We start from the raw sequence: 13,327 nt of genomic DNA on the forward strand, positions 1-13,327 counted from the left end.
CTCGCCGCCATGTTGGACGTGGCGAAAATCCGGGGCATCTCGATTGACCTGGACGACACCCTGTGGCCCATCTGGCCCACGATCGAGCGGGCCGAGAAGGCCCTGCACGACTGGCTGGTGGAAAACGCCCCGATGGCCGCCGCGCTGTTCTCCAGCCCCGGGGCGCTGCGCGAGATCCGCGACTACATGGCGGTGTCCAAACCCGAGCTGAAGCACGACCTGAGCGCGCTGCGCCGCGAGTCGATCCGCCTGGCGCTGTATCGCGCGGGCGAGAACCCGCTGATGGCCGACCAGGCCTTCGATGTCTTCTTCGCCGAACGCCAGCGCGTCACGCTGTTCGATGACGCGAAGCCCGCGCTGGAATTCCTGGCGGCGCGCTTCCCCCTGGTTGCCGTGTCGAACGGCAACGCCGACCTGCAGCGCATCGGCCTCGCGCCCTTGTTCCGCGCCGCGATCTCGGCCCGGGAGTTCGGCGTGGGCAAGCCGGACCCGCGCATCTTCCACGCTGCCGCAGGCGCACTGGACATGACACCGGCCGACGTCCTGCACGTGGGCGACGACGCCACGCTCGATGCGCTGGGGGCGCTCAATGCAGGCATGCAGGCCGCCTGGATCAACCGCGGCGACGCGATGTGGCCGCACGAGCAGGAGCCGCAGGCGATGCTGGAGAACCTGACGGAGCTGTGCGACCTGCTCAGCTGAGCCGGCCCAGCGCCTGCACTTTCCACGCCAGCCACAGCTTGCGCACCGGCGTGAGGCTGATGCGCTGGTGCAGCACCTTGAAGTCCTCGCGCTCGATCTCGCGCAGCAGCGTGCGGTAGATGCTGGCCATCATCAGGCCGGGCTTCTGCGCACGGAAATCGGCGCCGGGCAGCAGCGCGAGCGCTTCGTCGTAGAGGCGGTGCGCCCGCTCGGCCTGGAACTTCATCAAGGCGACGAAGCGCTCCGAGTACTGCCGGTTGGTGATCTCGTGCGCCTTGACGTCGAACTGCTGCAGCTCGCTGATCGGCAGGTAGATGCGCCCGCGCATCGCGTCCTCGCCGACGTCGCGGATGATGTTCGTGAGCTGGAACGCCAGCCCCAGCTTGTGCGCGTACTCGGTGGTCTGCGCCTGCGTCTGGCCGAAGATGCGCGCGGAGACTTCGCCGACCACGCCGGCCACGAGGTGGCAATAGCGCTGCAGGTTGGGGAAGTCGAGGTAGCGGCTTTGCTCCAGGTCCATCTCGCAGCCCTGGATGACCGACTGCAGCTGGTGCTGCTCGATGCCGAATTCGGCGGCACACGGCATCAGCGCGCGCATCACCGGGTGCGACGGGTTGCCCCCGAAGGCCTTGGCCACCTCGGCCTGCCACCACGCGAGCTTGGTGCGCGCGATGCCGGGGTCATGCACCTCGTCGACCACGTCGTCGACTTCGCGGCAGAACGCATAGAAGGCGGTGATGGCCGCGCGGCGCGGCGGGGGAAGGAAGAGGAAGGCGTAATAGAAGCTGCTGCCCGACGCGGCCGCCTTCTCCTGGACGTACTGTTGTGGCGTCATCGGGCGCGATTCTCCCATTCGCGACGCAGCGTCTTGATCGACGCACGTCCCAACGCCATGCGCAGCAGCAGCCAATGGACTTCGGCGCGCGGCACTTTCACGCGCTTGTGCAGCGCGCGCGGGCCGGCCCTGCGCAACCGGTTCAGCGTGCTGCGGCCGATCAGCGCGGGCAGGGCCACCGCCGCCCGGATGCGCGGGGGGTTCACGGCCTGCGCATAGATGATGCCGTCGAACATGGCCTTGGCGGCTTTCGCCTGCCACTGCATCCATACGGCCTCGACGCCCCAGTGGGCCACCTCGTCGCCGGGCAGGTAGCAGCGGCCCATCCGGCGGTCTTCCCCCGCATCGCGCAGGATGTTCACCAGCTGCAGGCCGCAGCCGAAGGAGCGGCCCAGCGCGCGCATGTCCTGCATGGGCAGCGTCGCGAACTGCGGGACGTGCCGCGCGCAGATGTCCGTCCAGAACTCGCCGACCGAGCCCGCGACCAGGTAGGTGTATTCGTCGAGCGCCTTCGCGTCGGGCAGGGTGGGGCGGTCGATGTCGAGCAACTGGCCGCGCACGATGTGGCCGAGCACGGTGCGGATGTCGGCCTGGTCGGCGGCGTCCTGCTGCAGCAGCGCGGCCAGCAGTTCGTCGAGGCGCTCCATGAGGCTGCGCTCGGCATCGTTGCCTTGCGAGGCAATGAAGGCCTGCAGGTCGACCTCTGCCGTGGACCAGCCGGCCGCGATCGCATCGCCCACGGCGGTGAGTAGCCGCCGCCGTTCGTCGGGCAGGGCCGCGGCCGTATCCGCGATCGTGTCCGTGGCCCGGGCCAGCAGGTACGCCAGCCCGACAGAGCCGCGCAGCTCGTCGGGCAGCAGCCGGATCGACAGGTAGAAGGAGCGCGAGACCTCGCGCAAAAGTGGCTGGAGTGGCATCGGACCGGTGATTGTGGCTTGACGAAGCTCAAGGGTTTCCCCTACATTACTAACCAGTCAGTCATTAAAAAACACACTCTTTCGAGGGACTTCCAGATGACACGCGTGCGCCTCCTCCCCTTGGCCGTCCTCGCTGGCTCTGCCGTGCTGGCCGGCTGCTCCCGAACCGAAGCCCCGCCCGAGCCGGTCCGTGCCGTCAAGGTGCTCACCGTCGGCGCGTCGAGTTTCGACTCGGGCTACGAGTTCTCCGGCGAGGTGCGGCCCCGCGTCGAGTCGCGCCTGGGCTTCCGGGTGGCGGGCAAGGTCATCAAGCGCCAGGCCGAGCTGGGCCAGCATGTGAAGGCCGGCGACGTGCTCGCGCAACTGGACCCGCAGGACTATCGCCTTGCTGCCGATGCCGCCCGCGCCCAGGTTGCGGCCGCGCAGACCAACCGCGACCTCGCCGCCGCCGACTTCAAGCGCTACCAGTCGCTGCGCGAGCAGAACTTCATCAGCGGCGCCGAGCTGGAGCGCCGCGAAACCGCGCTCAAGGCCGCGCAGGCGCAGCTGGACCAGGCGAACGCGCAGATGGCCGCGCAGGGCAACCAGGCCAAGTACACGAACCTCGTTGCCGATGTCTCCGGCGTCATCACCGCCATCGAGGCCGAGCCCGGGCAGGTCGTCACTGCCGGCACACCCATCGTGCGCATCGCGCAGGACGGCCCCCGCGACGTGGTGTTCTCCGTGCCGGAAGACAAGGTCGTCGCGCTCAAGCCGGGCGGCGACGTGCAGGTCAAGCCGTGGTCCGCCGCCGCCGCGGTGCCGGGCAAGATCCGTGAAGTCGCCGCGAGCGCGGACCCGGTCACGCGCACGTACGCCGTGAAGGTCTCCCTCGACGCCGCGACGCAGCCGCCGCTGGGCGCCACCGCCACTGTGACCCCGCAGGCCCTCAGCCATGCAGGCACGGCCGTGATCAAGCTGCCCACGAGCGCGCTGCGCCAGGAAGGCAAGGGCACCGCCGTGTGGGTGGTCGACAAGCCCACGATGACCGTCAAGCTGCAGCCGGTGCAAGTGGCCACGGCCGACGGCAATGACGCCGTCATCGCGGCCGGCGTGCAACCGGGCCAGCTCGTCGTCTCCGCCGGCGTGCACGTGCTCTCGCCCAACCAGAAGGTCACGCTGTGGCAGGACCGCAGTGCCGCGCATCTGGCCGCGCCCCAGCCCGCCGGCAAGTCGTCCGCCATGGGCGCGCAGGCCGCCACGCTGCCGCCCGCGAAGTGAGGCAGCGATGACGCAGATCGAACCGAAGGAGAAGTTCAACCTCTCCAAATGGGCGCTGGAACACCCGGCGCTCACGCGCTACCTGATGGTGGTGCTGATGGTGCTGGGCATTGCCGCCTATTTCAACCTGGGCCAGGACGAGGACCCGCCCTTCACCTTCCGCGCGATGGTGGTGCGCACGTACTGGCCGGGCGCCACGGCGCAGCAGGTGGCCGAGCAGGTGACGGACAAGATCGAGCGCACGCTGCAGGAAGCGCCGTACGCCGACATCATCCGCAGCTATTCCAAGCCGGGCGAGTCGCAGATCATCTTCCAGATCAAGGACTCGTCCAAGCCGGGCGACGTGGCCAACGTCTGGTACACGGTGCGCAAGAAGATCGGCGACATGCGCTTCACGCTGCCGCAAGGCATCCAGGGGCCGTTCTTCAACGACGAGTTCGGCGACGTCTACGGCGTGATCTACGCGCTGGAGGCCGACAGCGGCTACAGCTACGCCGAGGTCAAGCAGTTCGCCGACGACGTGCGCCAGCAGCTGTTGCGCGTGCCGGACGTGGCGAAGGTGGAACTCTTCGGCGTGCAGGACGAGAAGGTCTTCATCGAGATCTCGCAGAAGCGCCTCGCGCAACTGGGCCTGGACCTGAACCAGGTGCTCGCGCAACTGGGCCAGCAGAACGCCATCGAGTCCGCCGGCGCAGTGCAGACGCCGCTCGATACCGTGCAGGTGCGTGTCGCAGGCCAGTTCGAAGCGGTGGCGCAACTGCAGGCCATGCCGATCCGCGGCAGCTCGGGCAACCAGCTCAAGCTCGGCGACATCGCCGAGATCAAGCGCGGCTACGTCGACCCGCCCGCCGTGAAGGTGCGCCACGGCGGCAAGGAAGTGATCGCGCTGGGCGTGTCCATGGCCAAGGGCGGCGACATCATCCGCCTGGGCAAGTCGCTCAAGGCGGCCAACAACAAGATCGAGGACGGCCTGCCCGCGGGCATCAAGCTCGTGCAGCTGCAGGACCAGCCCAAGGCCGTGTCCAACTCGGTGGGCGAGTTCGTGCGCACGCTGGTGGAGGCGGTGGTGATCGTGCTGGCCGTGAGCTTCGTCGCGCTGGGCCTGCACAAGAAGCCGAACGCGGCCGAGCTTCCGCTCTTCAGCCGCTGGTACATCGACATGCGCCCGGGCCTGGTGGTGGGCATCACGATCCCGCTCGTGCTGGCCGTGACCTTCCTCGCGATGGACTACTGGGGCATCGGGCTGCACAAGATCTCGCTCGGCTCGCTGATCATCGCGCTGGGCCTGCTGGTGGACGACGCGATCATCGCCGTGGAGATGATGGTGCGGAAGATGGAAGAGGGCTACGACAAGGTCCGCGCCGCCACCTTCGCTTATGAAGTGACGGCGATGCCGATGCTCACCGGCACGCTGATCACCGCCACCGGCTTCCTGCCGATCGGCCTGGCGAAATCTACCGTCGGCGAATACACGTTCGCGATCTTCGCCGTGACGGCGATCGCGCTCGTGCTGTCGTGGTTCGTCTCCGTCTACTTCGTGCCCTACCTCGGCACGCTGCTGCTCAAGGCCAAGCCGGTGTCGAGCGACCACCACGAGCACTTCGACACGCCCTTCTACCGCACCTTCCGCCGCCTGGTGGACTGGTGCGTCGAGCACCGCTGGATCACCATCGGCGCGACGATCCTCACCTTCGCCCTCGGTATCGTGGGCATGGGGAAGGTGCAGCAGCAGTTCTTCCCCGACTCGAGCCGGCCGGAGATCATGGTCGACATCTGGTTCCCCGAAGGCACGTCCTTCCAGGCGAACGAGACGGTCACCAAGCGCGTCGAGCAGCGCCTGCTGCGCGAGCCGGGCGTCACCGGCGTCAGCACGTGGGTCGGCTCGGGCGTGCCGCGCTTCTACCTGCCGCTTGACCAGGTGTTCCCGCAGACCAACGTTTCGCAGTTCATCGTGATGCCGCAGGACCTGAAGGTGCGCGAGTCGCTGCGCGTGAAGCTGCCCGCGCTGCTGGCGCAGGAGTTCCCCGAGGTGCGCGGCCGCGTCAAGCTGCTGCCCAACGGCCCGCCCGTGCCCTACCCGGTGCAGTTCCGCGTGATGGGCCCCGACCCCGCGCAGCTGCGCGAGTACGCGGACCAGGTGAAGGAAGTGTTCCGCGCCAGCCCCAACACGCGCGGCACCAACGACAACTGGAACGAATCGGTGAAGGTGCTGCGCCTCGAGGTGGACCAGGCCAAGGCGCGCGCGCTGGGCGTCACCAGCCAGTCGATCGCGCAGGCGAGCAAGACCATCCTGCAAGGCACGAACGTCGGCCAGTACCGGGAAGGCGACAAGCTGATCGACATCGTGCTGCGCCAGCCGGCCGACGAGCGCAACGCAATCACCGACATCGCCAACGCCTACCTGCCGACCGCGAGCGGCAAGTCGATCCCGCTCACGCAGATCGCCAAGCCGGTCTTCACCTGGGAGCCGGGCGTGATGTGGCGCGAGAACCGCACCTATGCGATCACCGTGCAGTCGGACATCAAGGAAGGCATGCAGGGCGCGACCGTCACCAACGAGCTGCTGCCCAAGCTGCAGGCGCTGGAGCAGAAATGGGCGCCGGGCTTCCGCATCGAGGTGGCGGGCGCCGTGGCCGAGAGCAGCAAGGGGTCGTCGTCGATCAATGCCGGCATGCCGATCATGCTGTTCATCACCTTCACGCTGCTGATGCTGCAGCTGCAGAGCTTCAGCCGTTCGCTGCTGGTGTTCCTCACCGGGCCGCTGGGCATCGCGGGCGTCGCCGGCGCGCTGATCGTGCTGGACCGGCCCTTCGGCTTCGTGGCGCTGCTGGGCGTGATCGCGCTCATGGGCATGATCCAGCGCAACTCGGTGATCCTGATCGACCAGATCGAGCAGGACCGTGCGCGCGGCGTGCCGGCCTGGGACGCGATCGTGGAGTCGGCGGTACGCCGCCTGAGGCCGATCGTGCTGACGGCTGCCGCTGCGGTGCTCGCGATGATCCCGCTTTCGCGCTCGGTGTTCTGGGGCCCGATGGCCGTGGCCATCATGGGCGGCCTGATCGTCGCGACCGTGCTCACGCTGCTGGCGCTGCCCGCGATGTACGCGGCGTGGTTCCGGGTCAAGCGCGAAGGCATCACGACGGAAGAGGACGGCTTGGGAGAACCCGTACCCGTTCCGGTTTAAAATATTCGATTGACCGGATTCGAGCGGGCTGCCGGGTTCCCCCGGCGGCCCGCTTTCCTTTCAGGACGAGAGCGCGGGTGGCGAAATTGGTAGACGCACCAGGTTTAGGTCCTGACGCCTTCACGGGCGTGTCGGTTCGAGTCCGACCCCGCGCACCAGATGCAAACCGAAGTGAGAGAGACCATGGCTGTCAACGTCGAGACCCTCGATAAACTGGAACGCAAGATCACGCTGACGCTGCCCGTCGGCGAAATCCAGTCCGAAGTCGATTCGCGCCTCAAGCGCCTTGCCCGCACCGTCAAGATGGACGGCTTCCGCCCCGGCAAGGTGCCGCTGTCGGTCGTGGCCCAGCGCTACGGCTATTCCGTCCAGTACGAGGTGGTCAACGACAAGGTCGGCCAGGCGTTCGCCACGGCCGCCAACGAGGCCAACCTCAAGGTCGCCGGCCAGCCCAAGATCACCGAGAAGGAAGGCGCGCCCGAGGGCCAGATCGCCTTCGACGCGGTGTTCGAGGTGTACCCCGAAGTGAAGATCGCCGACCTGACGGGCGCCGAGGTGGAGAAGCTCTCCGCCGAAGTGACCGACGAGGCCATCGACAAGACGCTGGACATCCTGCGCAAGCAGCGCCGCACCTACCAGCTGCGCCCGCAGGCCGAGGCCGCGCAGGAAGGCGACCGTGTCACCGTGGACTTCGAAGGCAAGATCGACGGCGAGCCGTTCTCCGGCGGCAAGGCCGACGACTTCCAGTTCTCCATCGGCGAAGGCCAGATGCTCAAGGAGTTCGAGGACGCCGTGCGCGGCATGAAGGTCGGCGAGAGCAAGACCTTCCCGCTGGCCTTCCCCGAGGACTACCACGGCAAGGACGTGGCGGGCAAGACGGCCGACTTCATGGTCACCGTCAAGAAGATCGAAGCCGCCCACCTGCCCGAAGTGAACGAGGCGTTCGCCAAGTCGCTGGGCATCGCCGACGCGACCGTCGAGGGCCTGCGCGCCGACATCCGCAAGAACCTCGAGCGCGAAGTGAAGTTCCGCCTGCTGTCGCGCAACAAGCAGGCCGCCATGGACGCGCTCGTGGCCAAGGCCGAGCTCGACCTGCCCAAGTCCATCGTGCAAAGCGAGATCGACCGCATGGTCGAGGGCGCCCGCGCCGACCTCAAGCAGCGCGGCCTGAAGGACGTGGACAAGCTGCCCATCCCCGAGGAAACCTTCCGCCCGCAGGCCGAGCGCCGCGTGCGCCTGGGCCTGGTGGTGGCCGAGCTGGTGCGCGCCAACGACCTGGGCGCCAAGCCCGAGCAGATCAAGGCCCACATCGAGGAGCTGGCCGCCAGCTACGAGCGCCCCGCCGAGGTGGTGCGCTGGTATTACGGCGACAACCGGCGCCTGGCCGAGGTGGAGGCCATCGTCATCGAGAACAACGTCACCGACTACGTGCTCTCGAAGGCCAAGGTCAACGAGAAGAGCGTGTCCTTCGACGAGTTGATGGGCCCGCAAGGGTAAGGACTTGCAGATGGGGCCTGGCGCCCCATCTTTGTTTTGGGGCTACAGTCAGCCCTGCAACCCGAGAGAATTCCCCCCATGAGCGCACTCGACACCCAGGCCCTCGGCCTGATCCCGATGGTCATCGAGCAGTCCGGCCGCGGCGAGCGGTCGTACGACATTTACTCGCGCCTGCTGCGCGAGCGCATCGTCTTCCTGGTGGGCCCGGTGAACGACCAGACCGCGAACGTGGTGGTCGCGCAACTGCTGTTCCTGGAAAGCGAGAACCCGGACAAGGACGTGTTCCTGTACATCAACTCGCCCGGCGGCAGCGTGTCCGCGGGCATGGCGATCTACGACACGATGAACTTCATCAAGCCGGCCGTGTCCACGATGGTGACCGGCATGGCGGCCAGCATGGGCGCCTTCCTGCTGGCGGCCGGCGAGAAGGGCAAGCGCTTCGCGCTGCCCAATTCCAAGGTGATGATCCACCAGCCGCTGGGCGGCATGCAGGGCCAGGCGACGGACATCGAGATCCACGCCCGCGACATCCTGCGTACGAAGGAAGTTCTGAACCAGATCCTCGCCGAGCGCACCGGCCAGCCGCTGGAGAAGATCCAGCGCGACACCGACCGCGACTATTTCCTCACCGCCGGTGAGGCCAAGGACTACGGCCTGGTCGACCAGGTCATCGCGAAACGCGGGTAAGCACGCCCGGTGGGGGCCTACAGGACGGCCCCCCCTTTGCCGTATCATCTCTTCCATGGCCGAACGTAAAGGCTCCTCCAGCGAGAAAACGCTGTACTGCTCCTTCTGCGGCAAGAGCCAGCACGAAGTGAAGAAGCTCATCGCGGGGCCCTCGGTCTTCATCTGCGACGAGTGCATCGACCTGTGCAACGAAATCATCCGCGACGAGCTGCCGCAGGGTGACGAGCAGCGCGAGGCGCGCGGCGACCTGCCCACGCCCAGCGAGATCAAGGCCAACCTCGACAACTACGTCATCGGGCAGGAGGCCGCCAAGCGCGCCCTGTCGGTGGCCGTGTACAACCACTACAAGCGGTTGCGGCACAAGGAAAAGGCCAAGAAGGACGAGATCGAGCTCACGAAGACGAACATCCTGCTGATCGGCCCCACCGGCAGCGGCAAGACGCTGCTGGCCCAGACGCTGGCGCGCATGCTCGATGTGCCTTTCGTGATGGCCGATGCGACGACGCTCACCGAAGCCGGCTATGTCGGCGAGGACGTCGAGAACATCATCCAGAAGCTGCTGCAGAACTGCAACTACGAAGTGGAGCGGGCGCAGCGCGGCATCGTGTACATCGACGAGATCGACAAGATCTCGCGCAAGAGCGACAACCCCAGCATCACGCGCGACGTGTCGGGCGAGGGCGTGCAGCAGGCGCTGCTCAAGCTCGTCGAGGGCACCATGGCCAGCGTGCCGCCGCAGGGCGGGCGCAAGCACCCGAACCAGGACTTCCTGCAGATCGACACGACCAACATCCTGTTCATCTGCGGCGGCGCGTTCGCGGGCCTGGAGAAGGTCATCGAGCAGCGCACCGAGGCGTCGGGCATCGGCTTCGGCGCCACGGTCAAGAGCAAGAAGGAGCGCAGCCTCACGGACATGTTCCGCGAGGTCGAGCCCGAGGACCTCATCAAGTTCGGCCTCATCCCCGAGCTGGTGGGCCGCCTGCCCGTGGTCGCGACGCTCGCCGAGCTCACGGAGGACGCGCTGGTGCAGATCCTCACCGAGCCCAAGAACGCGCTGGTCAAGCAGTACGGCAAGCTGCTGTCGATGGAAGGCGTGGACCTCGAAGTGCGCCCCAGCGCGCTGAAGGCCATCGCCAAGAAGGCCCTCGCGCGCAAGACGGGCGCGCGCGGCCTGCGCTCCATCCTGGAGCAGAGCCTCATCGACACGATGTTCGAATTGCCGAACATCAACAACGTCGAGAGGGTCGTCGTGGACGAGTCCACGATCGAAGAGAACAAGCCGCCGCTGCTTGTCTACCGCGAAGCCGCCAAAAAAGCCTGATGCAGCGCCCCACGCGGGCGGCTGCCGGGTTGAAAATGCTTCATCACCTGCCATATTCGGCAGGTAACCCATAAGAAGGACTCGCATGTCTGGACACACCCCCCTGCCTCCCGACCCGCTGGAACTGCCCCTGCTGCCGCTGCGCGACGTCGTCGTGTTCCCGCACATGGTCATCCCGCTGTTCGTCGGCCGGCCCAAGAGCATCAAGGCGCTGGAGGCGGCGATGGAGGCCGAGCGGCGCATCATGCTCGTGGCCCAGAAGGCCGCCGCGAAGGACGAGCCCGCCGTCACCGACATGTTCGAGGTCGGCTGCGTCTCCACCATCCTGCAGATGCTCAAGCTGCCCGATGGCACGGTGAAGGTGCTGGTCGAAGGCCAGCAGCGCGCCAAGGTCAATCGCATCACGGACAGCCCGAGCGGCCATTTCGTCGCCACGGTGGTGCCCATCGAAGCGGGCGACACCGAAGGCAAGGCCGCCGAGATCGAGGCGCTGCGCCGCGCGGTGCTGCAGCAGTTCGACCAGTACGTCAAACTGAACAAGAAGATCCCGCCGGAGATCCTCACCTCCATCGCGAGCATCGACGACCCGGGCCGCCTGGCCGACACCATCGCCGCGCACCTGCCGCTCAAGCTCGATAACAAGCAGGTCGTCCTCGACCTCGCCGACATCAAGGAGCGGCTGGACAACCTGTTCGAGCAGATCGAGCGCGAGGTGGAGATCCTCAACGTCGACAAGCGCATCCGCGGCCGCGTGAAGCGGCAGATGGAGAAGAACCAGCGCGACTTCTACCTCAACGAGCAGGTCAAGGCGATCCAGAAGGAACTCGGCGAAGGCGAGGAAGGCGCCGACATCGAGGAGATCGAGAAGAAGATCAAGGCCGCCAAGATGCCCAAGGAGGCCAAGAAGAAGGCGGACAACGAGCTCAAGAAGCTCAAGCTGATGTCGCCCATGTCGGCCGAGGCGACGGTGGTGCGCAACTACATCGACGTGCTCACCGGCCTGCCGTGGAGCAAGAAGACCAAGGTGAAGCACGACCTCGCGTTCGCCGAGGACGTGCTCAACGAGGACCACTGGGGCCTGGAGAAGGTCAAGGACCGGATCCTCGAATACCTCGCGGTGCAGCAGCGCGTCGACAAGGTGAAGGCGCCCATCCTGTGCCTCGTCGGCCCCCCGGGCGTCGGCAAGACGTCGCTCGGCCAGTCCGTTGCCCGCGCGACGGGCCGCAAGTACGTGCGCATGGCGCTGGGCGGCATGCGCGACGAGGCGGAGATCCGCGGCCACCGCCGCACCTACATCGGCGCGCTGCCGGGCAAGGTGCTGCAGTCGCTGTCGAAGGTCGGCACGCGCAACCCGCTGTTCCTGCTGGACGAGATCGACAAGCTGGGGCAGGACTTCCGCGGCGACCCCGCGTCGGCGCTCCTCGAGGTGCTGGACCCGGAGCAGAACCACACCTTCAGCGACCACTACGTCGAGGTCGACTTCGACCTGAGCGACGTGATGTTCGTGGCGACGTCCAACTCGATGAACATCCCGCCGGCGCTGCTGGATCGCATGGAGGTCATCCGCCTCTCGGGCTACACCGAGGACGAGAAGACCGCCATCGCCATGCGCTACCTGCTGCCCAAGCAGATGAAGAACAACGGCGTGAAGGAGTCCGAGCTCGACGTCACCGAGCCGGCCGTGCGCGACATCGTGCGTTACTACACGCGCGAAGCGGGCGTGCGTTCGCTCGAGCGCGAGCTGGGCAAGATCTGCCGCAAGACCGTCAAGGGCCTGCAGCTGAAGAAGATGACGCCCCAGGTCGTCGTCACGCCGGAGAACCTCAACGACTTCCTCGGCGTGCGCAAGTTCACCTATGGCCGCGCGGAGCAGCAGAACCAGGTGGGCCAGGTGGTGGGCCTCGCGTGGACCGAAGTCGGCGGCGACCTGCTGACGATCGAAGCGGCGCTGATGCCCGGCAAGGGCAACGTGATGCGCACGGGCTCGCTCGGCGACGTCATGAAGGAGTCGGTGGAAGCCGCGCGCACCGTGGTGCGCAGCCGCTCGCGGCGCCTGGGCATCCGGGACGACGCCTTCGAGAAGAAGGACGTGCACATCCACGTGCCCGATGGCGCCACGCCGAAGGACGGCCCGAGCGCGGGCATCGCGATGACCACCGCCCTCGTGTCGGCGCTCACGGGCATCCCGGTGCGTGCGGACGTCGCGATGACCGGCGAGATCACGCTGCGTGGTGAAGTCACCGCGATCGGCGGCCTGAAGGAAAAGCTGCTCGCTGCCTTGCGCGGCGGCATCAAGACGGTGCTGATCCCCGAGGAGAACACCAAGGACCTGCAGGAGATCCCGGACAACGTGAAGAGCAACCTCGAGATCGTGCCGGTGAAGTGGATCGACAAGGTCCTCGAAATCGCGCTCGAGCGCCAGCCCGTTGCACTGACCGACGAGGAGGTCGCCGCGGCTGCCGCCGCAGCGGCCGCCGCACCCGCGCAACCGCCGCAAACGGGAGTGACGCACTAAATTCGCTGCGTGCGGAAGAGGTCGATTTTTTCTTGCTATAATTTCGGCTTCGACGCGGGAGTAGCTCAGTTGGTAGAGCGCAACCTTGCCAAGGTTGAGGTCGCGAGTTCGAGACTCGTCTCCCGCTCCAAATTCTCAAAAGGGAAGCTCCGGCTTCCCTTTTTGCTAGGAACGTGGCGCGTTAGCAAAGCGGTTATGCAGCGGATTGCAAATCCGTTTAGATCGGTTCGACTCCGGTACGCGCCTCCACAACGCAGCAGCCCCCTCGGTGGGGCTGTTTGTTTTTTATGCCTTACATTGGGGCTTGGGCCTCGGTGGTGAAATCGGTAGACACAGCGGACTTAAAATCCGCCGCTCAGCTGAAAGGCGGCGTCCCGGTTCGATTCCGGGCCGAGGCACCAGAGGCGGG

At 66.7% G+C, this 13,327-nt stretch carries 9 protein-coding genes and 4 tRNA genes; 11 read left to right on the top strand and 2 right to left on the bottom strand.

The annotated features are described in order from the left end of the window. Positions 1 to 9 precede the first annotated feature (9 nt). Positions 10 to 702, top strand: a complete 693-nt coding sequence (locus tag H8R02_RS27745) for an HAD family hydrolase (RefSeq protein ID WP_187084894.1) — start codon at positions 10 to 12, stop codon at positions 700 to 702. Here H8R02_RS27745 and hpnD read toward each other — a convergent pair. Continuing rightward, positions 695 to 1,537, bottom strand: a complete 843-nt coding sequence (hpnD, locus tag H8R02_RS27750) for a presqualene diphosphate synthase HpnD (RefSeq protein ID WP_187084896.1) — start codon at positions 1,535 to 1,537, stop codon at positions 695 to 697. The genes H8R02_RS27745 and hpnD overlap by 8 nt on opposite strands. Beyond that, positions 1,534 to 2,454 carry a phytoene/squalene synthase family protein gene (locus tag H8R02_RS27755; RefSeq protein WP_187084897.1) on the bottom strand — a complete coding sequence of 307 codons (921 nt, stop codon included), beginning with the start codon at positions 2,452 to 2,454 and terminating at the stop codon, positions 1,534 to 1,536. Before H8R02_RS27755 ends, hpnD begins: the two co-directional genes overlap by 4 nt. Positions 2,455 to 2,559: 105 nt before the next feature. On the opposite strand from H8R02_RS27755, the gene H8R02_RS27760 reads away from it, so the two are divergent. The 10 genes from H8R02_RS27760 to H8R02_RS27805 all read left to right on the top strand — a co-directional run bounded on the left by H8R02_RS27760 (position 2,560) and on the right by H8R02_RS27805 (position 13,319). After that, the gene (locus H8R02_RS27760; RefSeq protein ID WP_435531307.1) at positions 2,560 to 3,714 is read left to right on the top strand and encodes an efflux RND transporter periplasmic adaptor subunit; all 1,155 of its coding nucleotides are present in this window, start codon (positions 2,560 to 2,562) and stop codon (positions 3,712 to 3,714) included. A gap of 7 nt (positions 3,715 to 3,721) precedes the next feature. Beyond that, positions 3,722 to 6,898: an efflux RND transporter permease subunit gene (locus tag H8R02_RS27765; protein ID WP_187084901.1), complete on the top strand. Its 3,177-nt coding sequence runs from the start codon at positions 3,722 to 3,724 to the stop codon at positions 6,896 to 6,898. Between the two features lie 71 nt (positions 6,899 to 6,969). Next, positions 6,970 to 7,056, top strand: a tRNA-Leu gene (locus H8R02_RS27770). A 25-nt stretch (positions 7,057 to 7,081) separates the two neighbouring features. Further along, positions 7,082 to 8,395: a trigger factor gene (gene tig, locus H8R02_RS27775; protein ID WP_187084902.1), complete on the top strand. Its 1,314-nt coding sequence runs from the start codon at positions 7,082 to 7,084 to the stop codon at positions 8,393 to 8,395. Positions 8,396 to 8,473: 78 nt separating this feature from the next. Next, positions 8,474 to 9,082, top strand: coding sequence for an ATP-dependent Clp endopeptidase proteolytic subunit ClpP (gene clpP, locus H8R02_RS27780; RefSeq protein ID WP_187084904.1), 609 nt, complete (start codon positions 8,474 to 8,476; stop codon positions 9,080 to 9,082). Between the two features lie 55 nt (positions 9,083 to 9,137). After that, positions 9,138 to 10,403, top strand: coding sequence for an ATP-dependent Clp protease ATP-binding subunit ClpX (clpX, locus tag H8R02_RS27785; RefSeq protein ID WP_187084906.1), 1,266 nt, complete (start codon positions 9,138 to 9,140; stop codon positions 10,401 to 10,403). Positions 10,404 to 10,488: 85 nt separating this feature from the next. Then, positions 10,489 to 12,918: an endopeptidase La gene (gene lon / locus H8R02_RS27790; RefSeq protein WP_187084908.1), complete on the top strand. Its 2,430-nt coding sequence runs from the start codon at positions 10,489 to 10,491 to the stop codon at positions 12,916 to 12,918. A 54-nt stretch (positions 12,919 to 12,972) separates the two neighbouring features. Continuing rightward, positions 12,973 to 13,048 (top strand) — tRNA-Gly (locus H8R02_RS27795). Positions 13,049 to 13,093: 45 nt separating this feature from the next. Next, positions 13,094 to 13,167 (top strand) — tRNA-Cys (locus H8R02_RS27800). A gap of 59 nt (positions 13,168 to 13,226) precedes the next feature. After that, positions 13,227 to 13,319: transfer RNA gene (locus H8R02_RS27805), tRNA-Leu, on the top strand. Positions 13,320 to 13,327: the final 8 nt, after the last annotated feature.

Origin of the sequence: Ramlibacter albus, assembly GCF_014297445.1 — a bacterium.
Classification (GTDB): domain Bacteria; phylum Pseudomonadota; class Gammaproteobacteria; order Burkholderiales; family Burkholderiaceae_C; genus Ramlibacter; species Ramlibacter albus.